The organism is Amycolatopsis sp. TNS106, assembly GCF_019330265.1.
GTDB classification, from domain to species: domain Bacteria; phylum Actinomycetota; class Actinomycetes; order Mycobacteriales; family Pseudonocardiaceae; genus Amycolatopsis; species Amycolatopsis lurida.
Genome location: NZ_CP024972.1, coordinates 7,356,732 through 7,377,935, shown reverse-complemented (window position 1 = coordinate 7,377,935; position 21,204 = coordinate 7,356,732). Strand labels below are relative to the sequence as shown.

Sequence of the window (21,204 nt, the reverse complement as noted above, 5' to 3'; positions counted from 1 at the left end):
GATCAAGCTGGAAACATGACCACGATGCTCCGCTCCGGCGACCCGGATTACGACAACGAACTCGCCGGTTTCCAGACCGCAGTGCCCCGCCGTCCCGACGTCATCGTGCCCGCCGCTTCGGCCGCCGATGTCGTCGAGGCCGTCCGTCACGCCGTCGAGCACGACCTTCCGATCGCCGTCCACTCCACGGGACACGGCGTGGGCGTCCCCTTCGACGGCGGCGTCCTCGTCACCACCCACCGCATGACCGGGATCCGGATCGACGACGGGATCGCACGGGTCGAAGCGGGCGTGCGCTGGGGTGCGGTCATCGAAGCGGCCGCGGAGCACGGGCTCGCGCCGCTGAGCGGCTCCTTCCCCGGCGTCGGCGTCGTCGGCTACACCCTCGGCGGCGGGTTCAGCCTGCTCGGCCGCAAGTACGGCCTGGCCGCGGACCAGGTGACCGCGATCGAGGTGGTGACCTCCGACGGTGAGCTCCGCCGCGCCACCCCGGACACCGAAAGCGACCTGTTCTGGGCGCTGCGCGGCGGCCGCGACAACTTCGGGATCGTCACCGCGCTGGAGTTCCGGCTCGTCCCGGTCACCCGGCTGTACGGCGGCAGCCTGCAATTCGGCACCGAATCGCTGTCCGCGGTGCTTCACGCCTGGCGCGACTGGGCGGCGGGAATGCCGCGCGAGATGACGTCGTCGCTGGGCATGGTCCCGATGCCGGATCTGCCGATGGTGCCCGAACCGCTGCGCGGGCAGCACGTCGCGCAGATCCGGGTCGCTTACCTTGGCGACGCAGCCGAGGGCGAGCGTCTCGTCGCCCCGCTGCGCGCCGCCGCCCCCGTTCTGGGTGACACGCTCGCCGAGATCCCGTTCACCGCGTCGGGCAAGATCGCGAACGAGCCGCCCTTCCCGCACGGCTACCGCGCCGACAACGCCACGGTGTCCGAACTCAACGACGCGATGCTCGACGCGATCCTCGAACACGCCGGTCCGGATGCCCCGGTGCCGACCGTCGTCCTGCTGGATCTGCTCGGTGGCGCGCTGTCCGACGTACCCGAGCACCCAGGCGTGGGCTGGGACCGTGAGGCGAGCTTCACCGTCCGCGCGCTGTCCGTGGTGGACCACGCTTCGATCACCGAGATCCGGAGCGCGCACGCGAAGCTGTTCGACGCGCTGAAGCCCTGGTCGACCGGCAAGCTGCTGACCTTCGTCTACGGCGAGAGCGCGGCAGGCGAGGAAGCGGCCAAGGTGTACTCCCCGGCCGATCTGCGGCGGCTGGCCGAGATCAAGGCGGCCGTCGACCCGGCGAACCGGCTCCGGCTGACCCATAACGTCGCACCGGCGCGTGACGCGGGGTGATCCTCCCGCGTTTCGTCCTCTGGACGCGGTGGTCGCGGACGCGAGTACCGCGTCCAGAGGACTGAATGCGGGAGTTCAGCGGGAGATCGTGACGATCGGGATCACCCGATCGGTCTTCTTCTCGTAGTCGGCGAAGCCCGGCATCAGGCTGACCATCTTGGCGTAGAGCCGGTCACGCTCGGCGCGGTCTTCGAGTACGACGGTCGCGGTCGCCTCGAACTTCTCCGTGCCGACCTCGACGGTGACCTTCGGGTTCACCAGGATGTTGTGGTACCAGGCCGGGTTCTTGTCCGCCCCGGCGTACGACGCGGCGACGACGTACTTGCCGTCCTCCTCCGCGTACGCGAGCGGCGACGTGCGAGGCTCGCCACTCTTCGCCCCGGTGGTGGTGAGGAGCAGCAGCGAACCGCCCTCGAACTGGCCGCCCACCTTCCCCTCGTTCTCGCGGAACTCCTTGATGATGTTCTTGTTCCAGTCGAGTATTTCGGACAACTTTTCCTCCAGTGTCGATCTTCTCGATACCGAGGCTACTCAGCCTTCACGGGCCTTGCGGCGTTGTTCTTCGGCGCGCTCCCGGCACTTGCGCAGGAATTCTTCGTCGTCCTCGGCGCTCGTCGCGGCGAAGCGGCCCGGCCGGTCGTACTCCGGGAACGACAGCGTCTCACGCTCGAAGCGGCCGCGCGGGGCGCGGGCGGCGTGCTGCGGACGACCGGCGACCAGCCAGACGATCGAGCCGATCAACGGGACGAGCAGCACCAGCAGCAGCCACATCCCCTTCGGCATGTTGCGGCACGATCCCTCGTCGGTGGTGATCACGTCGACGATGCAGAAGATCCACAGGCCGAGCGTGAGAACGCCGAAGAAACCATTGAAATACAGCATCGAAAGACTCCCCAGTTCCAGATGACCGGGGTAAGTCTTAGCACAGGAGCGCGTCGAGAACCCCCGCGGCCACTCGCCGCGCCTCCGTTTCCCCGGGGCACCGCTTGGGCCCTGCTCCGAACGGACGTTTCGTCAGGTCCACTTCGACCACCTCGCCGCCGATCCACCGCCGGGTGACGCGGACCGGCGGATCCTCACGCAGGACCCGGTCGAGCAGATCTTCGACGGCCTCGCCGGGCCGGTGGGCGGCCAGCGCCTTGCCGAGCAGCCTGGCCGTCGCGTCACAGGCCTGCACCAGGAGCCCGATCCGCGCGGCCGTCCGCTCGTCGGCGCCACCACAGGTTTCGACCAGCCGCCGTATGGCCGCTTCGGCGCCGGCCCCGATTTCCGTGTGCGGATGGTAAGCGCCGGAAACCTTCGCGATGTCGTCGGAAACGTCCGGCAGGCCGAGCTCGGCGGCGAGCACGGCCACCGGGACCGTCCACACGGTCCGCTCCGCCGGCTCGTCCCGCATTTCCCTGGCGAGCGCGAAAGCCTTGTCCCGCAGGGACTCCATCGGCGCGAGCTCGGCGAGCACCAGCGCCCGCCGCCGCGCGTGGTCCTCCGGCCCGCTGAACCGGGCGACGTTCGCCCGCAGCCACCGGACTCCACCCGGCTCGACGTCCTGGGGCACTGGCGGGACAGGGGCTTCGATCAGCGGATTCTCCATACCGTGACGCTAAGTGCGGAACACTTCGGTCACGGCCGAAACAGGGGCACGGCGTCGTTGTTATGGTGACCGGGTGACGGCCGTGTCGGAGGCAACCGAAGTCGACGGCGCGGGGCGGACGGCGCAACCGCGCCAGCTGATCGTGACCGTGTACGGCCTCTATTCCCGCGGCGAGGGCGGCTGGCTCTCCGTCCGGTCCCTGATCGACCTCCTGGCGGGTGTGGACGTCGAGGAACCGGCCGTCCGGTCGTCGATCTCCCGGCTGAAACGGCGCGGGATCCTTTCCGCGGTACGCCGGAACGGGGCCGCGGGTTACGAGCTGTCGGAAACCGCGCTGGCGATCCTGCGTGAAGGCGACGAGCGCATCTTCCGCCGCGAACGCGCCACCCCCGGCGACGGCTGGCTGCTCGCGGTGTTCTCCGTCCCGGAGGCCGAACGGCACAAAAGGCACCTTCTTCGCACGCAGCTCGCCCGGCTCGGCTTCGGGACGGCGTCGTCCGGGGTCTGGATCGCGCCCGCGCATCTGCGCGACGCGACCTCCGACATGCTGCGACGGCTCGAACTCGAGGGCTACGCCGATCTCTTCCATGCCGAGCACCTCGCGTTCGGCGACGTGCGGGAGAAGATCCGCGAGTGGTGGGACCTCGATCAGCTCGAGTCGCTGTACACCGCGTTCCTCGACGAGCACGCGGCCGCGCTGCGGCGGTGGCAGCGGCGCAAGACCACGGACGAGGCCGAAGCGTTCGCCGACTACGTCCGCGTGCTGACCGACTGGCGCCGGCTGCCCTATCTCGACCCCGGCCTGCCCGCCGAACTGCTGCCGCCGGGCTGGGCGGGGATCCGCGCGGCGGACCTGTTCTTCACGCTGCACGCGAGGCTGGGCGAGGCCGCGGCCGCGCACGTCTCACGCACCCTTCCTTAGACGACCGCGAAGCCCTGCACCTCCACCAGCGCCTCCGCGTCCCACAACCGGCTGACGCCGATTCCCGCCATGGCGGGGTACTCGCTCCCGGCCAGGCGTTTCCACACCGCGCCGATCTCGCGCGCGTGGGCGCGGTAGTCGTCCATGTCGACGATGTAGACGGTCACGCTGCACAGGTCCGACGGCGTCCCGCCCGCCGCGCGCAACGCCGTGAGCAGGTTGGACAGCGCGCGTTCGAACTGCTCGACCACGCCTTCGCCGACGATGCGGTTCTCCTCGTCCAACGCCGTCTGACCGGCGAGGAAGACGAATCTCCCGGTCGCGGCGACGGCGTGCGAGAAGCCGGAGGGACGGCCGAGTTCGGGCGGGTTGATGCGCTCCATACGGGTCAGCATATCCCGTATCGTTGACGATCGTACATACCGCGACATACCCTGAGCGACGTGCGTATCGCGGTGTTAGGCGGCGGCCCGGCGGGGCTCTACTTCGCCACGCTGGCGAAACAGCTCCATCCCGATCACGAGATCACCGTCTGGGAGCGCAACGCGCCCGACGACACCTTCGGGTTCGGGGTGGTGTTCTCCGACGAGACGCTCGGCGGGATCGAACACGCCGACCCGGTGATCCACGCCGCCATGCGCCGCGAGTTCGCGCGCTGGGACGACATCGACGTCCACTTCCGCGGCACGGTGCACACTTCGGGCGGGCACGGCTTCGCCGCGATGAGCCGCAGACGGCTGCTCGGCATCCTCCAGGAACGCTGCGCGGAGCTCGGCGTGGACCTGCGTTTCCGCACCGAGGCGCCGAGCGCGGCCGCGGCGAGCGCCGAGTACGACCTCGTCGTCGCGGCGGACGGAGTCAACTCCCCGACCCGCAACGCCCTGGCCGAAAGCTTCAGGCCGAGCCTTCAGACCCGGCGCTGCAAGTACATCTGGCTCGGCACGGATCTCGTGTTCGACGCCTTCAAGTTCTACGTCCTCGAAACCCCGCACGGGATCATGCAGATCCACGGCTATCCGTACAGCGACACCGGGAGCACGTTCATCCTCGAACTGCACGAGGACGTCTGGGAGCGCGCGTTCGGTGAGATCGCCGCGACGTCGCTGGCGCCGGGCGAAAGCGACGAGAAGTCCATCGAGGTCATCCGCGAACTGTGCGCGGACGTGCTCGGCGGCCATCAGGTGTTCGCCAACAACTCGAAGTGGACCGCGTTCGCCACCGTGCGCTGCGCGAGCTGGCGGCACGAGAACGTCGTCCTGCTCGGCGACGCCGCCCATACGGCGCATTTCTCCATCGGCTCCGGCACGAAGCTCGCCATGGAGGACGCGCTCGCGCTCGCCGCCTGCCTGCACGAGCAGTCCGATATGGACAGTGCGCTGGAAGCCTATGAAGCCGAGCGCCGCCCGGTCGTCAACTCCACTCAGCGCGCCGCCCAAGCGAGCCTCGAATGGTTCGAGAACATGGGTCAGTACACCCACCAGGATCCGGCGCAGTTCGCGTTCAACATCCTCACCCGCAGCCGCCGCGTCACCTACGACAACCTCCGGCTGCGCGATCCCGAATTCGCCGACGAGCTGGACACCTGGTTCGCATCCACTTTGAACTCGAACGTCCGCCCGCCGATGTTCCAGCCGTTCCGAATCGGGAACCTCGACCTGCCGAATCGCGTCGTCGTCTCGCCGATGGACATGTACTCGTCCGAAGACGGCGTCCCGACCGATTTCCACCTGGTGCACCTGGGAAGCAAGGCACTCGGTGGCGCCGGGCTGGTGATGACGGAGATGGTCTGCGTCTCCGAAACCGGCCGCATCACGCCGGGTTGCGGCGGCCTGTACACCGAAGAGCAGGAGCGCGCTTGGGCGCGAGTCACGGACTTCGTCCACGGCCACACTCCCGCGCGCATCGGCGTCCAGCTGGGGCATTCGGGGCGCAAGGGCTCCACGAAACTGATGTGGGACGGCATCGACCAGCCGCTGCCCGAGGGCAACTGGGAGATCTGCGCCCCGTCCGCGATCCCGTACAGCGAAGCGAATCAGACCCCACGCGAACTCACGAAAGCCGAGCTGGCCGAGATCCGTGACCAGTTCGCGCACTCCGCCGTCGCCGCCGCGCGCGCCGGGTTCGACCTCCTCGAACTGCACTGCGCACACGGCTATCTCCTGTCTTCTTTCCTGTCGCCGCTGACCAACCGGCGCACCGACGAGTACGGCGGTTCACTGGCGAACAGGCTGCGTTTCCCGCTCGAAGTCTTCGACGCCGTCCGCGCGGCGTGGCCCGCCGGACGGCCGATGACGGTCCGCATCTCGGCGACCGACTGGCACGAGGGCGGAATCGACGTCGACGACGCCGTCGAGATCGCCCGCGCGTTCGCCGAGCACGGGGCGGACGGTATCGACGTGTCGACCGGTCAGGTGGTCAGCGAGGAGAAACCCGCGTACGGCCGCAGTTACCAGACGCCCTACGCCGACCGGATCCGCAACGAGATCGGGCGCGAGTACGGGATCGCGGTGATCGCCGTCGGCGCGATCTCGTCCTACGACGACGTCAATTCGCTGATCCTGGCCGGCCGGGCGGATCTGTGCGCGCTCGGCAGGACACATCTCTACGATCCACAGTGGACCCTGCACGCGGCCGCCGAACAGGGCTATCCGATGCCGTGGCCGAAGCAGTTCGCGGCGGGCAGCCGGAAACCGCAGGGTGGCCGGACCGACGGGCCGAAACCCCGGCTGGAACTGTTGCGCTCCGGCGAAACCGGCACCGCGCACGCCCGCTGGCGACCTGGGAGCGATCGATGACCGCCTTCGCACTGAGCCCCGAGCAGCAGGCCTTCGCCGCGGAGGTCCGGCGGCTGGGCGCCGAAAAGCTCCGCCCGATGGCCGAATCCGGCACCGAAGGCGCGGTGAACCGGCCGCTGCTCAAGGAAATGGGCGCGCTCGGCCTGCTCTCCCGGCTGTTCCCCGGTGTCGAGGGCGGCAGCCCGAGCCGGGAGGCCGCCGCGACGGATCTCTGCATCCTGCGCGAATCCCTGGCCAGCCAGAGCACCGAAGCCGAGACGGCGTTGGCGCTCCAGGGGCTGGGCACGTATCCGGTGTTGCAGTCCGGGCAGGACTCACAGGTCTCGAAATGGGTTCCCGCCGTGGCCGCGGGTGACGCCGTCGCCGCCTTCGCGCTCACCGAGCCGAACGCGGGCTCGGACGCGGCGGCACTGGAGCTCGCAGCCGAGCCCGACGGCGACGGCTGGCGCCTCACCGGCGAGAAGATGTGGATCTCCAACGCTCCCGAGGCCGATTTCTACAGCGTTTTCGCCCGCACCACCCCGGGCGCGGGCTCTCGCGGCGTGTCCGCGTTCGTCGTCCCGGCCGACCGCGGCGGGCTGTCGGGCGAGCACCTCGACCTGGTCAGCCCGCATCCCATCGGCACCCTGGTCTTCGACGGCGTCCGTGTCGAACGGGACGAACTGCTCGGCGAGCAGAACCGCGGTTTCGGTGTGGCGATGCGGACCCTGGATCTGTTCCGGCCGAGTGTCGGCGCGTTCGCCGTCGGGATGGCGCAGGCCGCGCTCGACGCCGCCGTCGCCCACGCCCAGAGCCGGGTCGCGTTCGGCGGGCCGTTGCTGAAGCAGCAGACCGTGGCGCACACCCTCGCCGAAATGGCGACCCGCACGGAGGCGTCCCGCTTGCTGGTCTACGCCGCGGCCGCCGCCTACGACGCGGGTGAGCGGAACCTCGCCGGCCGCGCCGCGATGGCGAAACTGTTCGCCACCGAGACCGCGCAGTACGTCGTCGACTCGGCCGTGCAGATCCACGGCGCGCGGGCGCTGCGGCGAGGGCATCTGCTCGAACATCTCTACCGCGAGGTCCGCGCGCCGCGGATCTATGAAGGCGCGTCCGAAGTGCAGCGGACGATCATCGCGCGATCGCTGGCTTCTTCCTAGCCGGACGATGGTCGAGGTACCACTGCGTGGCGAGGATGACCAGTGTCGGACTCAGCCAGGCGGTGATCCCGGCGACCGAGTGGGTCAAGGCGAGTTCGCTGCCGCCGAACGTGGTCTCCAGCTGCGGTTGCAGCGTGATCGTCGTGATCGGTCCGACCACCCTGCTGACGATGATCGACATGGTCAGCGCGAAACTGCGGATCATCCAACGGCGGTGATCGCCGAACCGGCGCTGCCTTGCCGCACGCCAGCCTGCGAACGTGCACGCCAGCCAGAGCACCCCGGCCAGGACGTTGGCCACCCGCGTCGTCGGGCCGAACGGGCTCATCGCACCGACGGTCAGCGCCAGCAGCCCGGCCGGGAGCACCCCGGCGAAGACGTACACCCGGCCGATCTTCCGGTGCACCGCCGGGTATTTCGCCCGGAACCACGGCCAGATCTGGAGCAGCGCGCCGGCCATCGCGATCGAGCCGAACAGCACGTGCGCCGTCAGGAACCAGTAGTGCGAGGTGAACCCGGGCGGCTGCGGCACGCGGGACAGCGACGGGTCCATCGCCAGGTACGGCGGCATCGAAAAGGCCAAGAAGACCACCACGACGACCGCCATGGGGCCTACCCACGGCCTTCGCCACCACGATTTCCGCGGCGCCGACTCCCCACGGTCCCGTTGCTCGAGCCTGACGGTCATCACTGTCCCCCACGTTCCGGTAGCGGTAAACACCTTTCGGCTGCCGAACCTAGGACCCGGAGTGACCGGGAAGAATGGAGCGGACCGCCGGTTCGAGGGTGGAGCAGGCCCTACCGCCGTCCGCCTCGCACCCGCTGCACGAGATCCCGGTAGACCAGCCCGCTCTGTTTGATCGTCCGCGCCTGCGTCTCGCGGTCGACCCGCACCAGGCCGAGCCGTTTCGCATAGCCGTACGCCCATTCGAAACTGTCCAAAAAGGACCAGGCGAAATAGCCGCGGACGTCCGCGCCCGCCTGCCGCGCGGCGGCCGTGGCGGCGATATGCGCGGACAGGTAGCCGGCGCGGTCATCGTCGCGGACGAAGCCGGTCTCGTCGGGGACGTCGGCGAACGCGGCTCCGTTCTCCGTCACGTAGAGCGGCAGACCGGGATAGTCCCGGCTGATCCGGACGAGCAGTTCGGTGAGCTTGTGCGGCAGGATCTCCCAGCCCAGCACCGTCGACGGGGCCCCGAACGGGACCTTGCGGAACGCGGGCATCCCGAAATGCTCCACCGCGTCCCCGTTCTCCTCCACCCCGGAGTACCGCGTGCCGAAGTAGTAGTCGACCCCGAGGAAATCGAGCGGGGCCGCGATGATCGACGGATCCCACGGCTCGGACGGCAGGCGGATGCCCTGCCGTGCGAGGGTTTCGAGGACGTCGTCGGGGTACCGGCCGTGGACGAGCGCGTCGAGGTAGAACCTCGTCCCGAGCCCGTCCTCGAAGCGGGCGGCGGCCCGGTCGGCCTCGCTCGAAGTGGCCGGGTCGGCGGTGCTCAGGTTGAGCGTGATCCCGAACTTCGTCCCGGCCGGCGCGAGTTCCCGCATCCGCCGCACGGCGAGACCGTGGCCGAGCAGGAGGTGATGCGCCGCCGCCATCCCCGCCTTCGCGTCCCGGCGACCGGGCGCCATCACCCCGTGGACGTACCCGTGCATGGCCGTGCACCACGGCTCGCTCAGCGTGGTCCAGTGGCGGACCCGATCGCTGAGGCGCTCGAACACGAGCATCGCGTAGTCGGCGAACCGGACGGCGGTGTCGCGCGCCGGCCAGCCGCCCGCGTCTTCGAGGTGCTGCGGCAGATCCCAGTGGTACAGCGTCAGCCAGGGATCGATGCCGTTGTTGAGCAGTTCGTCGACCAGCCGGTCGTAGAAGGCGATCCCGGCGGGGTTGACGCCGCCGCGCCCACGCGGCTGCACGCGGGGCCACGAAACGGAGAAGCGGTAGGTGTCGACACCGAGTTCCTTGAGCAGCGCGACGTCGGCGGGCATGCGGTGGTAGTGATCGCAGGCGACCTCGCCGGTGTCGCCGTTGTCGACCGACCAAGGGGACCGAGCCCAGGTGTCCCAAATGGACGGTGTTCTTCCGTCTTCGGCGACCGCGCCTTCGACCTGGTACGCCGAGCTGCCGACACCCCACCGGAAGTCCGGCGGCAAGGTGCCGATGAGTTCGTCGTCCCCGGTCATGGCCCCCTCTTCCCCCTTATTTCACCAGTTGATACATGGCGGAGGCTAAGGTCGTGGGGCATCCTGGAAAGGTCCGCCGCCACAAGATGGGTATCCGCATGCCTGCCAAGCGCACCACCGTCCGTGACCTGCGGCGGCACAACCGTTCCCTCCTGCTGTCGAAACTCTACTTCGACGGCCCGCTCAGCCGCCACGAATTGAGCGGTCTGACCGGCTTGAGCGCCGCGACCGTCAGCAACGTGACCGCCGAACTCGGCGAAGAACGCCTCATCATCGAGGCCGGACTGGTCGAGTCCGACGGTGGCAGGCCGCGCGTCCTGCTCCGCGTCGACCCGGCGTACGGGCATGTCGCGGGCGTGGACATCGGCGAGACCGGCGTGAAGGTCGAACTGTTCGACCTCACCATGAACCGGCTCGCCACCGTCGAGCATCCCCTCGCCTCGCGACGGCCGGACGCGGCCGCGGCGGTGACCCAGGTGGCGTCCGGGCTCCGGGAAGTGATCACGGAGGCGGGCATCGACGAAGCGACCGTGCTCGGTGTCGGTGTGGGCGTCCCGGGCACCGTCGAGCAGGGCGAGGCGCTGCGCGTGCACGCGCCCACCATCGGCTGGCAGGGGGTCCCGCTCACCGACCTCCTGCGCGCGGAGGGCGTCGAGCTGCCCCTGTTCGTGGACAACGGCGCGAAAACCCAGGGCCAGGGCGAAATGTGGTTCGGCGCCGGCCGCGGCGCGCGGCACGCGGTGATCGCCCTGATCGGGTCCGGCGTCGGCGCGGCCGTGGTCGCCGACGGCACCACCTACCGGGGCTCCACCAGCAGTGCGGGCGAATGGGGTCACACGACGATCGTCTACGGCGGGCAGGAATGCCGCTGCGGATCCCGCGGGTGCCTGGAGTCCTACGTCGGCGCGGAGGGCGTCCTCGCCCGCTATCGCAAGGCGCGCGGTGGAAAAGCGTCGGACGAGGACGAGCAGACGCAGTTCGCCGCACTGCTGGACTCGGCGGGCAAATCCAAGACCGCGGCCAAGGTACTGGAAGAGACCGCGGGCTATCTCGGTGCGGGCATCGGCGATCTGATCAACCTGTTCAACCCGGAGCGGATCGTGCTGGGCGGCTGGGCCGGGCTGGCACTCGGCGAGAAGTACCTGCCCCAGATCCGCCGCGTGGCGGGCGAGCACGCGCTGGCGCACGTGTTCGACCAGACGGAGATCGAACTGGGACAGCTCGGCCCGGACGCCGTCGCCATAGGAGCCGCCACCCTTCCGGTCGCCGCCCTCCTGGAGCAGGGCGCGGACCCGCGCACGGCCGGATCGAAGCGGGGCACGGCCGCCTGACCTTAATTCGAGGTCGAAAAATACGCCTTGTCGCCGTGGTGGAGACCATGCATACTTTGTTGTCAGGCACAACAAAGTGGTTTTCTGCCTGCGAAGAGAGGCGACAACGATGTCCATCTCCTCCCGCTTTCGCTGGGCGGCGCTCCTCGCCGCCGGCGTCCTCCTCGGCTCACTCCCCGCCACGGCCCAGGCTCCGGCCTCCGAGGCCGCGGTCATGGCCGCGACCTTCACCGACGACTTCAACGGCCCCGCCGGCGCGGGTATCGACACCTCGAAGTGGCATTTCGAGACCGGCGACAACGTCAACAACCACGAGCGGCAGTGGTACACGTCCGGGACGAACAACGCCGCGCTCGACGGCCAGGGCAACCTCGTCATCACCGCGAAGAAGGAGAACCCGGGCAACTACAACTGCTGGTACGGGCGCTGCGAGTACACCTCGGCGCGACTGTCCACGCAGGGTCAGTTCACCCAGACCTACGGCCGGTTCGAAGCGCGGATGAAACTGCCGCGCGGACAAGGGATGTGGCCCGCCTTCTGGATGCTCGGCGCCGACATCGGCAACGTCGGCTGGCCCAACAGCGGCGAGATCGACATCATGGAGAACGTCGGCTTCGAGCCGAACACGGTGCACGGCACCCTCCACGGCCCCGGCTACTCCGGCGCGGGCGGGATCGGCGCGGCCTACAACGGACCGAACTTCTCCGACGACTTCCATACCTACGCCGTCGACTGGGCGCCGAACCAGATCAGGTGGTACGTGGACGGGAACCTCTACCAGACCCGCACCCCCGCCGACCTCAACGGCAACCGCTGGGTCTTCGACCACCCCTTCTACCTGATCCTGAACCTCGCCGTCGGCGGCTACTGGCCCGGTGACCCGAACTCCAGCACGGTCTTCCCGCAGCGTCTCGTCGTCGACTACGTGCACGTCAATTCCAGCGACACGGCGGGGAGGACCGGGCGGATCACCGGCCTCGGCGGAAAGTGCGTCGACGTGGCGGGCGCGAACACCGCCAACGGCACGCCGATCCAGATCACCGACTGCAACGGCAACGCCGCGCAGAATTGGACCATCGGCGGCGACGGCACGATCCGCGCGCTCGGCAAGTGCATGGACGTCTCCGGCGGCGGGACCGCGGACGGCACGGCCGTGCAGCTGTGGGACTGCAACGGATCCGGCGCGCAGAAGTGGGCGATCAGCGGCGCACGCGACATCGTGAACCCGCAGGCGAACAAATGCCTGGACGCCACGGGGAACAGCTCCGCGAACGGGACGAGACTCCAGATCTGGACCTGCGGTGGCGGCGCGAACCAGAAGTGGACGACGCCGTGAGCAACGGCGCCCACAACCCCCTTACTGTCCACAAAGGACACTTCTCGGGATGAAGGTGCCCGCTTCAGGCGACTAGCGCGGTTCCGCCAGGGGGTCCGACGTCGCGTGAAGGCCCCCTTCCCTCGGCTGAGCTGAGGGAAGGGGGCCTTCACGCGCTCCGGACCCGCTGGCGGACTACCGCATCCAGGTGACTAATTGCGTCAAGGGGAACGCTCGGCGTAGGCCTCGACGAGCTGGCTTTCGGCGTCGTTGAGGTACTGCACGAGAAGCTTTTCGGCGCCGAGGCCGTCGCCGGCTTCGATGCGCTCGAGGATCTCCGCGTTGCGTTTGAGGTACGGCTCGTGGAAGCGCCGCGGGTCGGCCATCATGTGGAACACCAGCCGCAGCTCGGCGAGGATGCCGCGCATCAGCTCGTCGATCCGTTCGCTGCCGCTCAGCTCGGCGATCGCCGAGTGGAACCGGATGTTCGCGGTGCCGAGGTCCTGCCAGCGCTCGCTCCGCTCGGCGATCCTGCCGTCCTCGACCAGCCGCGCGAGCTTCGCGAACGTCGGGGGCTTCTCCGTCACCGCCCGCACCGCGGAGCACTCGACGACCTTGCGCACCTTGTAGAGGTCGACGACGTCCTCGACGGGCAGCACCCGCACGAAGACACCGCGGTTGAGCTCGTGGGTCAGCAGGCGCTCGTGCGTGAGCAGGCGGAACGCCTCGCGCAGCGTGTTGCGGGAGACGCCGAGCGCCGAGCCGATGTCCTGCTCCGACAGCCGGACGCCGGGCAGGAAGAAGCCTTCCGCGATACGCGTGCGAAGCACACCCGCGACCCTTTCGGCCGTGCTGGTGCGGCTGATCATGCCGCGATCCGCCTCGAGTCCTTCCACCGAGGCAGGACCACCCTCCGCGATCGTCACGTGATCGATCCTACCTAGGCACGAGAGACTCAGCCAAGGATCCTCTTGTGGAATTGTTGAACAATACCTACAGTTGCTAGCCATGTGACCCGTGCCACCCTGAGATTCACCCTCTGGAGGTGCCGATGAACGCGACAGCCACTACCGAAGACACACGCCCCTTCGCCTGGTTCCGCACGCTCGGTTCGCGAGGCCGCCGGGCCTTCGTCGGCGCGTTCGGCGGATACGGGCTCGATTCGTTCGACTACCAGACCCTGCCGCTGGGCCTGGCCGCGATCACCGCCTACTACGGCCTCTCCGGCGGCGAGGCGGGCCTGCTCGGCACCACCACGCTGGTGGTTTCGGCGATCGGCGGGATCGGCGCGGGCATCCTGGCCGACCGCATCGGCCGGGTCCGCACCCTCCAGCTCACCATCGCGATGTACACGATCTTCACCGTGCTCTGCGGGTTCGCGCCGAACTTCGAGACGCTCCTGGTCTTCCGCGCCCTGCAGGGCCTGGGCTTCGGTGGCGAATGGGCCGCCGGCGCCGCACTGGTGGCGGAGTACTCGCAGGCGAAGTACCGCGGCCGCACGGTCGCCTTCGTGCAAAGTGCGTGGGCGGTCGGGTGGGCGCTCTCGGTCGTCGTCTACACCGTCGTCTTCAGTATCTGGAGCCCGGACATCGCGTGGCGCGTCATGTTCTGGACCGGCGTCATCCCGGCGTTGCTCGTGCTGTGGGTCCGCCGCAACGTCCAGGACGCGCCGGTCGCCGAAGCGGCCCGCGCCACGAAGAAGGAACGCGGTTCGCTGGCGGGCATCTTCAAGCCGGACCTGCTGCGCACGACGTTCTTCGCCGCGCTGCTGGCCACCGGCGTCCAGGGCGGTTACTACACGCTCGCGACCTGGCTGCCGAGCTACCTGAAGACCACCCGCGGCCTGACCGTCATCGGGACCGGCGGCTATCTCGCGTTCCTGATCTCCGGCGCCTTCATCGGGTACGTCACCGGCGGCTATCTGACGGATCTCCTGGGCCGGAAGAAGACGTTCCTGCTGTTCTCGGTGCTGTCGGCGGGTCTCATCGTCGCCTACACGCAGATTCCGGCGGGCGCGAACACGCTCGTGCTGTTCCTCGGCTTCCCGCTCGGGTTCTCGATGTCCGCGATCTTCAGCGGGTTCGGCGCGTTCCTCGCCGAGCTGTACCCGTCGGCGCTGCGCGGGACCGGGCAGGGCTTCACGTACAACCTCGGCCGGGCCATCGGCGCCACGTTCCCCGCCGTGGTCGGTTTCCTCGGCGCGGGCGGCGCGATGGTGTTCGGCGCGGTCGGCTACGGCATCGCCGTGCTGGCGCTGCTCGGCCTGCCCGAGACTCGCGGCCGCGAACTGCTGTGACCACAATCGGAAGAGGAGGCACCGCGATGACCACCTTCGAAGAACCGGCGACGTTGTCCCCCGGCGAGGCCCGCGCCCTGTTCCGCGCGGGCACGGCCCGCCCGACCACCGGCTGGGCGAACGGGTTCACCCAGACCAACCTGATCGCCGTCCCCGAGGACTGGGCCTACGACGTCCTGCTGTTCTGCCAGCGGAACCCGCAACCCTGTCCGGTGCTCGACGTCAGCGACCCCGGCGACCCGTCGACCCGGCTGGCGCCCGGCGCGGATCTGCGCACCGACCTGCCGCGGTACCGCGTCTGGCAGAACGGCGCGCTGTCCGGCGAGCTCACGGACGCGAGCGGGCTGTGGCGCAGCGACATGGTCGCGTTCTCGATCGGGTGCAGTTTCACCTTCGAATCGGCACTGGCCGCGGAGGGCATCCCGCTGCGGCACATCGACCAGGGCCGCAACGTGGCGATGTACGTGACGAACCGCAAGTGCGTCCCGGCCGGGCGCCTGCACGGGCCCATGGTCGTTTCGATGCGGCAGATCCCCGAAGACCGCGTCGACGACGCCGTGCGCATCACCCGCGGGATGCCCGCCGTGCACGGTGCGCCGGTGCACATCGGCGACCCGGCCGCGCTCGGCATCACCGATCTCGGCCAACCCGATTTCGGTGACCCGGTCGACGCGGAACCCGGTGACGTGCCGGTGTTCTGGGCGTGCGGCGTGACCCCGCAGGCGGCCTTGATGGCCTCGCGGCCGCCGTTCGCGATCACGCACGCGCCGGGCTACATGTTCGTGACCGACAAGCTCGACAGTGAGTTCAGGGTGGCCTGATGGACCTCAACAGTGATCTCGGCGAGGGTTTCGGCGCCTGGAAGATGGGCGACGACGACGCCATGCTCGACATCGTCACCAGCGCGAACGTCGCCTGCGGCTTCCACGCCGGCGACCCGTCGGTGATGCGGCGCGTCTGCGAGCGCGCGGCGGAGCGCGGTGTCGTCATCGGCGCCCACGTCGCCTACCGCGATCTCGCCGGATTCGGGCGGCGGGCGATGGACGTCGCCCCCGCCGATCTGGCCGACGACGTGCTCTACCAGATCGGCGCGCTGGACGCGTTCGCCCGCGCGGCGGGCTCGCGGGTGCGGTACGTCAAACCGCACGGGGCGTTGTACAACACGGCCGCGGTGGATCCGGAGCAAGCGGCCGCCGTGGTCGAAGGGATCCGGCGGTTCCACCCCGGGCTCGCGCTCCTGTGCCCGCCGGGGTCGGAAATGGCCAAGCAAGCCGAAAAGGCAGGTTTCCCCGCGTACGCGGAGGCGTTCGCGGACCGCGCATACACGCCGGAAGGCCTTCTGGTCTCCCGGAAACTGCCCGGCGCCGTCCTCCACGACGCCGACGAGGTGGCCACGCGGGCGGTCGCGATGGCGACCACCGGCAAGGTCGTCGCCGCCGACGGGACCGAGCTGGCTCTTCAGCCGCATTCGCTGTGCGTGCACGGCGACACGCCCGGCGCCGTCGAACTGGCGCGGCGGATCCGTGCGGGCCTCGACGGCGCCGGTGTCCACATCGGACCCTTCATCGAGGCCGCCTGATGCGAGTGCTGCCCTATGGGACGCGTGCGGCCATGGTCGACTTCGACGATCCGTCGGAGGTGCTCGGGCTGCACGCGTCACTGGAGCAGGATCCGCCGGACGGCGTCGTCGAGCTGGTCCCCGCCGCGCGGACCCTGCTCATCCGCTTCGATCCGGGCCGGACCCACCACGACCGGCTCGCCGGCGACGTCCTCGACCGGTCCACAGTGGACGTCGAACCGCGCGAGGCCGCCGAGATCGTCGTGCCGGTGCGCTACGACGGCCCGGACCTCGCCGACGTCGCGGCCGCGACGGGCATGTCGGCGGAATCGGTCGTCCGGCGGCACGAGGACGGGACGTACGTCTCGGCGTTCTGCGGCTTCGCTCCCGGATTCGCCTACCTGACCGGGCTCGACCCCGCGCTGCACCTGCCGCGCCGGACGAGCCCGCGCACGCGGGTCCCCGCCGGTTCGGTCGCGATCGCGGGCGAATACACGGCGGTGTACCCGAACGCCTCGCCCGGCGGCTGGCAGCTCATCGGGCGGACCTCGCTGCCGGTATGGGACGTCGAGCGGGAGCCGCCGAACCTGCTGGCACCCGGCACCCGGATCCGGTTCACTTCATGACCGGGAAGATCGAAGTGATCCACCCCGGCGTCTTCACCACCGTGCAGGATCTCGGACGGCCGGGGCTGGCCGCGATCGGCGTCGGCCGGTCCGGCGCCGCCGACCGCGGTTCGCTGCGGCTGGCGAACCGGCTGGTCGGGAACCCCGAAAGCCACGCGGCCCTGGAGTGTGTTCTCGGCGGCCTCGTCCTGCGGTTTTCCGCTCCGGCGACCGTCGCCGTCACCGGCGCGCCCTGCTCGATCACCGCCGGCGGGCGGGCATTCGGCCCCGGCTCGCCGATCCCGGTCGGCCTCGGCGATGAACTCTTGCTGGGGACGGCTTCTCACGGTTTGCGTTGCTATGTCGCGGTCCGCGGCGGCATCGACGTCCCTCCGGTGCTGGGCGCGCGGGCGACCGACACCCTGGGCAGCCTCGGCCCGCCCGTGCTTTCGGCCGGGATGACCTTGCCGGTGGGCCAGGAGGTGCTTCCCCATCCCGGGGTGGATCTGGCCCCTCGCGCGCCGTTGCCCGAGGTCCCGGTTCTGCGGGTCAGCGCCGGTCCTCGGGTTTCCTGGTTCACGCCGGACGCACTGTCCACTTTGGTCTCTTCCGGGTATGTCGCCACGTCCGACGTCGATCGGGTGGGGGTACGGCTCGACGGCCCTGTGCTGTCGCGGGCGCGGGACGGCGAGCTGCCGCCCGAAGCCGCCGTGCCGGGCGCGTTGCAGGTCCCTCCTTCGGGGCAGCCGATCTTGTTCCTGGCCGACCATCCGGTGACCGGGGGCTACCCGGTGATCGCGGTCGTGGAAGAGGCCGATCTGGATCTGGCCGCGCAGGTGCGGCCGGGGCAACGGGTGCTTTTCCGCCTCTCGTGAGCGGTAAGGACGGTTCTCTGTCCGTGAAGGCCTCCTTGAGGGACTCTGGGTCCCTCAAGGAGGCCTTCACGGACCGCCCTGATCACTCCCAAGTCCCGAGACCCGCAAAGTGATGTTCAGCCGCCCCACCAGCCCCAGCGCCGGGTCGGCGGTCCCCGGCAAGATCCGAGGCACCCCGTGGAAGGCCAGCCGCGACTCCCCGCCGAACACGAACAGGTCTCCCGACCGGAGATCCACGTCCGTGTACGGCCGCCCGCGATCGACCGTGTTCCCGAACCGGAAAACGCACGCGTCCCCCAGGCTCAGCGACACGACAGGCTCCAGCGAGGCCTCGTCCTTGTCCTGGTGCAAACCCATCTTCGCCGCGGAGTCGTAGAAGTTCACCAGCGCGATGTCCGGCTCGTACGAGCGCGGGCCATAGGCGGACGAGACCGCCCGCCGTCCCAGGTCGCCCAGCCACGAAGGGAACGGCAGTACCGGCGAGCCGTCCGCGGTCACCTTCGAATACCGGTACGGGTGCCAATGCCAGCCGAGACAGACCGTCCGCACCGACATGACGCCGCCGTTCGGCAGCCGCGTCCGCCGATAGCCACGCCAGCCACGGCAGGCCTCGACCAGACGGCGTTGCTCGTCGAAGCCGAGCCAGCCGGGAACATGCACCGCACCGGGCGCGACTTCGTTACGCGGGCGAGGGATCAGCGCGTCCACGCGTCGAGTTTGCCAGGGCGCGCGCCGACGATCCGGTGGCCCCGCACCAGGACACCCGCCGCGACGAACCAGCGCAGCACGGACCGGCCGAACCGCGGCCGGGACGGAGCACCCATGACTGTCACGGCCAAGGAAGCTGCCACAAAGTGGCGGCGGAAGCCACCTTTCGGACTACTCCGATCGGCCGGTTGACCGTAGGGCGTTCACCCGGTCACCGTCCGAATTCGACCACCGTCACCCCGGCCAGCGCGGGCACCGGGTCGTTCATCTCCGCGAGTACCGCGGGGACGTCGTCGAGGCCGACCCGCCTGCCGATCATGCCTTCGAGGTCGATTCCGGCCGTCTCCACCACCCGCAGCATCTCGGGGTACTCGTGCGCTTGCAGCCCGTGGATGCCGACGATCTCCAGCTCCCCGCCGATCACCCGGTGCATCGGGATCGGCGCGACGCCCTGCGCCGGCGGCATCAACCCGGCTTGGACGTGCCGCCCCCGTTTCCGGAGGCTGCCGATCGAGGCTGCGCAGGTGGTCGGCGAACCGAGGCAGTCGAGGGAGACGTGCGCGCCGCCGCCGGTCAACTCCCGGACATGAGAAGCGACGGCTTCGTGGCCCTCGAACGCGGACGGGTCGACGACCGAAGAAGCCCCCATCCGCACGGCCAGGGCCCTGGCCTGCGGGGACGGATCGACGGCGACGACCGACGCGCCGGCCGCGACGGCCAGCAGGATCGCCGAGACGCCGACCCCACCGCAGCCGTAGACCGCGACCCGCTGCCCCGGCCGGACCCCGCCCTGCCGCAGCACGGCCCGGAACGCCGTCCCGAACCGGCAGCCCAGCGCCGCCGCTTCGGCCGCGGAGAGCGTGTCCGGCAGGGCCACGAGGTTGACCTCGGCGTTTTCGATGGCGACGTACTCGGCGAACGAGCCCCAATGGGTCGCGCCCGGCTGGAACTCGCGGTCGCAGATCTGCTGGTCACCGGCCGCGCACTGGGCGCAGGTGCCGCAGGCGCAGACGAACGGCACCGTCACCCGGTCGCCTGCCGACCAGCCTCGGACGCCCTCGCCGAGCGACGCGATCCGGCCGGCGAGTTCGTGCCCGGCGACGTGCGGCAGCTTCACCGACGTGTCGTGCCCCTGCCAGGAATGCCAGTCGCTGCGGCACACCCCGGTCGCCTCGACGGCGATCACCACCCCGCCCGGCGGTGCGACCGGATCCGGCACCTCGCGTACCTCGGGCGGTATCCCGAACTCCTCGAAGACGACCGCCCGCACCCGCGCTCCCTACGTGTCCCGGCCTCGCTGCATCACGATGCCCTCGCCGGGCACCGTACACCGGGCCGCCCGCCCTCGCGGCGGTCCCAGAAGCCGCGACAGGGACTCCGGCGGTACCCCGAGGATCTCCTCGAGATTCTTGAGCACCAACAGGGATTCCGGCCGTTCCGGACGGCAGCGGCCGGACTGCCAGTGACTCAGCGTCGCAAGACTGACCGAGCACCCCCGCCCTCTGAGCCGGTACCGGATCCGATCGAGACCGAGCCCCCTCGCCCTGATCGCCGCCCTGAGGGCGTTCGCGAACGGCCCCGTCTCCAGCAGCCGCCTGAGTTCACGTCCTTCCGCCACCCCCCGGTCGATGGTGTGTGTCCGCTGACCGGTCATCGTCATCGCCTTCGCACGCTCGCTAGCCACCCGGAATAGCGCAGCCTAGGCGCGGGACCACATGATCGGAAGGGTCTTCGATCACCTATCGGCGCGGCAGGCGGGTGACGTAATTATGCAGAGACGTAGGGAAAATTCCCACCACGCGCCCCGGCCGATACGCGTCCACAGTGGACTTGCCGGGGCTCAGCGCAGCGCGACCGACAGCGCCTGCGCGATCTCCTTGCCGATCGCGTGGGTCGCCGCGTCCGGCGGCGAGCCGACCTTGACCACCATCGGGCCGCCGAACGGCTGGCGCTCGACGACCTCGATCCGCTCGCCGAGGCCGATGGAGTGCTCGGTGAGGTAGCGCAGGAGCTCGGGATCGGTGTCCCAGACGCGGACGATCTCACCGACCGCGCCGGGCGGGAGGTCGTCGAGGATGCGCATCGGCATCTCCTCGACGCTGCCGTCGGGCGCGGGGATGGGGTCGCCGTGCGGGTCGCGCACCGGGTTGCCGAGCTTCGCGGCGATCCGTTCGACGAGCCTGTCCGACACGGCGTGTTCGAGCGCGTCGGCCTCGGAGTGGACCTCGTCCCAGGTGTAGCCGAGTTCGGACACCAGGTAGGTCTCGATCAGGCGGTGGCGGCGGAGCACCGAGCGGGCGAGCAGCCTGCCGTCGGTGGTCAGCTCGATCCCCCGGTACGGGACGTGCGCGACCAGCCCGAGCTGGGACAGTTTGGTGACCATGCCGGACGCCGACGACGGGCTGACCTCCAGTCGTCCGGCCAGCGACGTGTTGGTGACGGCCTCACCGCGTTCCACCAGCCCGTAGATCACCCGGACGTAGTCCTCCACGGACGACGACCTGCGGCTTGCCCCTTCACCCATGGGTGCGA

Annotated in this window: 23 protein-coding genes; 11 read left to right on the top strand and 12 right to left on the bottom strand. The window is 69.8% G+C overall.

Translation table 11 applies throughout. The features are described from left to right. Window positions 1–15 precede the first annotated feature (15 nt). Complete coding sequence (locus tag CVV72_RS34095; RefSeq protein WP_219148109.1) at window positions 16–1,350, top strand: FAD-binding oxidoreductase; 1,335 nt, start codon at window positions 16–18, stop codon at window positions 1,348–1,350. 75 nt (window positions 1,351–1,425) lie between these two features. Here the strand turns inward: CVV72_RS34095 and CVV72_RS34090 are convergent, their stop codons facing one another. The 3 genes from CVV72_RS34090 to CVV72_RS34080 are packed head-to-tail and all read right to left on the bottom strand — an operon-like array spanning window position 1,426 to window position 2,941. Next, complete coding sequence (locus CVV72_RS34090) at window positions 1,426–1,842, bottom strand: nitroreductase family deazaflavin-dependent oxidoreductase (protein WP_219148107.1); 417 nt, start codon at window positions 1,840–1,842, stop codon at window positions 1,426–1,428. A gap of 39 nt (window positions 1,843–1,881) precedes the next feature. Then, window positions 1,882–2,232, bottom strand: a complete 351-nt coding sequence (locus CVV72_RS34085) for a PLDc N-terminal domain-containing protein (RefSeq protein ID WP_219148105.1) — start codon at window positions 2,230–2,232, stop codon at window positions 1,882–1,884. Window positions 2,233–2,269: 37 nt separating this feature from the next. After that, entirely contained in the window at window positions 2,270–2,941 is a 672-nt protein-coding gene (locus tag CVV72_RS34080; protein ID WP_219148104.1) for an oxidoreductase, read from the bottom strand. Window positions 2,942–3,014: 73 nt separating this feature from the next. On the opposite strand from CVV72_RS34080, the gene CVV72_RS34075 reads away from it, so the two are divergent. Continuing rightward, window positions 3,015–3,863 carry a PaaX family transcriptional regulator C-terminal domain-containing protein gene (locus CVV72_RS34075; RefSeq protein WP_219148102.1) on the top strand — a complete coding sequence of 283 codons (849 nt, stop codon included), beginning with the start codon at window positions 3,015–3,017 and terminating at the stop codon, window positions 3,861–3,863. On the opposite strand, the gene CVV72_RS34070 is transcribed toward CVV72_RS34075, so the two are convergent. Further along, window positions 3,860–4,258 carry a RidA family protein gene (locus tag CVV72_RS34070; RefSeq protein WP_219148100.1) on the bottom strand — a complete coding sequence of 133 codons (399 nt, stop codon included), beginning with the start codon at window positions 4,256–4,258 and terminating at the stop codon, window positions 3,860–3,862. The genes CVV72_RS34075 and CVV72_RS34070 overlap by 4 nt on opposite strands. Before the next feature lie 48 nt (window positions 4,259–4,306). Here CVV72_RS34070 and CVV72_RS34065 point away from each other — a divergent pair, with 48 nt between their 5' ends. Together CVV72_RS34065 and CVV72_RS34060 are read left to right on the top strand one after the other, a co-directional pair. Further along, entirely contained in the window at window positions 4,307–6,658 is a 2,352-nt protein-coding gene (locus CVV72_RS34065) for a bifunctional salicylyl-CoA 5-hydroxylase/oxidoreductase (RefSeq protein WP_219148099.1), read from the top strand. After that, entirely contained in the window at window positions 6,655–7,797 is a 1,143-nt protein-coding gene (locus CVV72_RS34060) for an acyl-CoA dehydrogenase family protein (RefSeq protein ID WP_219148097.1), read from the top strand. The genes CVV72_RS34065 and CVV72_RS34060 overlap by 4 nt, the downstream gene beginning before the upstream one ends. Here the strand turns inward: CVV72_RS34060 and CVV72_RS34055 are convergent. After that, complete coding sequence (locus CVV72_RS34055) at window positions 7,769–8,404, bottom strand: DUF2306 domain-containing protein (protein WP_219148095.1); 636 nt, start codon at window positions 8,402–8,404, stop codon at window positions 7,769–7,771. The genes CVV72_RS34060 and CVV72_RS34055 overlap by 29 nt on opposite strands. 191 nt (window positions 8,405–8,595) lie before the next feature. Next, complete coding sequence (locus CVV72_RS34050; RefSeq protein WP_219148093.1) at window positions 8,596–9,984, bottom strand: GH1 family beta-glucosidase; 1,389 nt, start codon at window positions 9,982–9,984, stop codon at window positions 8,596–8,598. Between the two features lie 86 nt (window positions 9,985–10,070). On the opposite strand from CVV72_RS34050, the gene CVV72_RS34045 reads away from it, so the two are divergent. Further along, window positions 10,071–11,315, top strand: coding sequence for an ROK family protein (locus CVV72_RS34045; protein ID WP_219154306.1), 1,245 nt, complete (start codon window positions 10,071–10,073; stop codon window positions 11,313–11,315). Window positions 11,316–11,424: 109 nt separating this feature from the next. Then, window positions 11,425–12,651 (top strand): glycoside hydrolase family 16 protein, encoded by a 1,227-nt coding sequence (locus tag CVV72_RS34040; RefSeq protein ID WP_219148092.1) that lies wholly within the window; start codon window positions 11,425–11,427, stop codon window positions 12,649–12,651. A 200-nt stretch (window positions 12,652–12,851) separates the two neighbouring features. On the opposite strand, the gene CVV72_RS34035 is transcribed toward CVV72_RS34040, so the two are convergent. Next, complete coding sequence (locus tag CVV72_RS34035) at window positions 12,852–13,499, bottom strand: GntR family transcriptional regulator (RefSeq protein WP_219154304.1); 648 nt, start codon at window positions 13,497–13,499, stop codon at window positions 12,852–12,854. A 182-nt stretch (window positions 13,500–13,681) separates the two neighbouring features. Between CVV72_RS34035 and CVV72_RS34030 the strand changes: the two genes are divergently transcribed. Genes CVV72_RS34030 through CVV72_RS34010 form a run of 5 tightly spaced genes read left to right on the top strand, consistent with a single transcriptional unit; the run spans window position 13,682 to window position 17,964 of the window. Beyond that, window positions 13,682–14,926 (top strand): MFS transporter, encoded by a 1,245-nt coding sequence (locus CVV72_RS34030; RefSeq protein WP_126730590.1) that lies wholly within the window; start codon window positions 13,682–13,684, stop codon window positions 14,924–14,926. A 26-nt stretch (window positions 14,927–14,952) separates the two neighbouring features. Further along, complete coding sequence (locus CVV72_RS34025; RefSeq protein WP_219148090.1) at window positions 14,953–15,747, top strand: putative hydro-lyase; 795 nt, start codon at window positions 14,953–14,955, stop codon at window positions 15,745–15,747. Then, window positions 15,747–16,505, top strand: a complete 759-nt coding sequence (locus tag CVV72_RS34020) for a LamB/YcsF family protein (RefSeq protein WP_219148088.1) — start codon at window positions 15,747–15,749, stop codon at window positions 16,503–16,505. Before CVV72_RS34025 ends, CVV72_RS34020 begins: the two co-directional genes overlap by 1 nt. Further along, window positions 16,505–17,110 (top strand): allophanate hydrolase subunit 1, encoded by a 606-nt coding sequence (locus CVV72_RS34015; RefSeq protein ID WP_219148086.1) that lies wholly within the window; start codon window positions 16,505–16,507, stop codon window positions 17,108–17,110. Before CVV72_RS34020 ends, CVV72_RS34015 begins: the two co-directional genes overlap by 1 nt. Further along, the gene (locus CVV72_RS34010) at window positions 17,107–17,964 is read left to right on the top strand and encodes a biotin-dependent carboxyltransferase family protein (RefSeq protein WP_219148084.1); all 858 of its coding nucleotides are present in this window, start codon (window positions 17,107–17,109) and stop codon (window positions 17,962–17,964) included. The genes CVV72_RS34015 and CVV72_RS34010 overlap by 4 nt, the downstream gene beginning before the upstream one ends. 66 nt (window positions 17,965–18,030) lie before the next feature. Here the strand turns inward: CVV72_RS34010 and CVV72_RS34005 are convergent, their stop codons facing one another. The 5 genes from CVV72_RS34005 to CVV72_RS33985 all read right to left on the bottom strand — a co-directional run bounded on the left by CVV72_RS34005 (window position 18,031) and on the right by CVV72_RS33985 (window position 21,196). Next, a complete protein-coding gene (locus CVV72_RS34005) occupies window positions 18,031–18,672 on the bottom strand; it encodes an alpha-ketoglutarate-dependent dioxygenase AlkB (RefSeq protein WP_219148081.1) in 642 nt (213 codons plus the stop codon). Next, window positions 18,660–18,797, bottom strand: a complete 138-nt coding sequence (locus CVV72_RS34000) for a hypothetical protein (protein ID WP_219148079.1) — start codon at window positions 18,795–18,797, stop codon at window positions 18,660–18,662. Before CVV72_RS34000 ends, CVV72_RS34005 begins: the two co-directional genes overlap by 13 nt. Before the next feature lie 86 nt (window positions 18,798–18,883). Then, entirely contained in the window at window positions 18,884–19,942 is a 1,059-nt protein-coding gene (locus CVV72_RS33995) for a zinc-dependent alcohol dehydrogenase family protein (RefSeq protein ID WP_219148077.1), read from the bottom strand. 9 nt (window positions 19,943–19,951) lie between these two features. After that, a complete protein-coding gene (locus CVV72_RS33990) occupies window positions 19,952–20,332 on the bottom strand; it encodes a transcriptional regulator (protein WP_219154302.1) in 381 nt (126 codons plus the stop codon). A gap of 180 nt (window positions 20,333–20,512) precedes the next feature. Further along, window positions 20,513–21,196: a metal-dependent transcriptional regulator gene (locus CVV72_RS33985; RefSeq protein WP_034308648.1), complete on the bottom strand. Its 684-nt coding sequence runs from the start codon at window positions 21,194–21,196 to the stop codon at window positions 20,513–20,515. Window positions 21,197–21,204 lie beyond the last annotated feature (8 nt).

Bases quoted from the DNA above. Each gene is read 5' to 3' on its own strand.
- CVV72_RS34050 (WP_219148093.1), bottom strand. From the start codon at position 9,984: ATGACCGGGGACGACGAACTCATCGGCACCTTGCCGCCGGACTTCCGG.
- CVV72_RS34045 (WP_219154306.1), top strand. From the start codon at position 10,071: ATGGGTATCCGCATGCCTGCCAAGCGCACCACCGTCCGTGACCTGCGG.
- CVV72_RS34020 (WP_219148088.1), top strand. From the start codon at position 15,747: ATGGACCTCAACAGTGATCTCGGCGAGGGTTTCGGCGCCTGGAAGATG.
- CVV72_RS34025 (WP_219148090.1), top strand. From the start codon at position 14,953: ATGACCACCTTCGAAGAACCGGCGACGTTGTCCCCCGGCGAGGCCCGC.
- CVV72_RS34040 (WP_219148092.1), top strand. From the start codon at position 11,425: ATGTCCATCTCCTCCCGCTTTCGCTGGGCGGCGCTCCTCGCCGCCGGC.
- CVV72_RS34035 (WP_219154304.1), bottom strand. From the start codon at position 13,499: ATGATCAGCCGCACCAGCACGGCCGAAAGGGTCGCGGGTGTGCTTCGC.
- CVV72_RS34030 (WP_126730590.1), top strand. From the start codon at position 13,682: ATGAACGCGACAGCCACTACCGAAGACACACGCCCCTTCGCCTGGTTC.
- CVV72_RS34070 (WP_219148100.1), bottom strand. From the start codon at position 4,258: ATGCTGACCCGTATGGAGCGCATCAACCCGCCCGAACTCGGCCGTCCC.
- CVV72_RS34060 (WP_219148097.1), top strand. From the start codon at position 6,655: ATGACCGCCTTCGCACTGAGCCCCGAGCAGCAGGCCTTCGCCGCGGAG.
- CVV72_RS34055 (WP_219148095.1), bottom strand. From the start codon at position 8,404: ATGGCGGTCGTCGTGGTGGTCTTCTTGGCCTTTTCGATGCCGCCGTAC.
- CVV72_RS34095 (WP_219148109.1), top strand. From the start codon at position 16: ATGACCACGATGCTCCGCTCCGGCGACCCGGATTACGACAACGAACTC.
- CVV72_RS34010 (WP_219148084.1), top strand. From the start codon at position 17,107: ATGACCGGGAAGATCGAAGTGATCCACCCCGGCGTCTTCACCACCGTG.
- CVV72_RS34085 (WP_219148105.1), bottom strand. From the start codon at position 2,232: ATGCTGTATTTCAATGGTTTCTTCGGCGTTCTCACGCTCGGCCTGTGG.
- CVV72_RS34015 (WP_219148086.1), top strand. From the start codon at position 16,505: ATGCGAGTGCTGCCCTATGGGACGCGTGCGGCCATGGTCGACTTCGAC.
- CVV72_RS34080 (WP_219148104.1), bottom strand. From the start codon at position 2,941: ATGGAGAATCCGCTGATCGAAGCCCCTGTCCCGCCAGTGCCCCAGGAC.
- CVV72_RS33990 (WP_219154302.1), bottom strand. From the start codon at position 20,332: ATGACGATGACCGGTCAGCGGACACACACCATCGACCGGGGGGTGGCG.
- CVV72_RS33985 (WP_034308648.1), bottom strand. From the start codon at position 21,196: ATGGGTGAAGGGGCAAGCCGCAGGTCGTCGTCCGTGGAGGACTACGTC.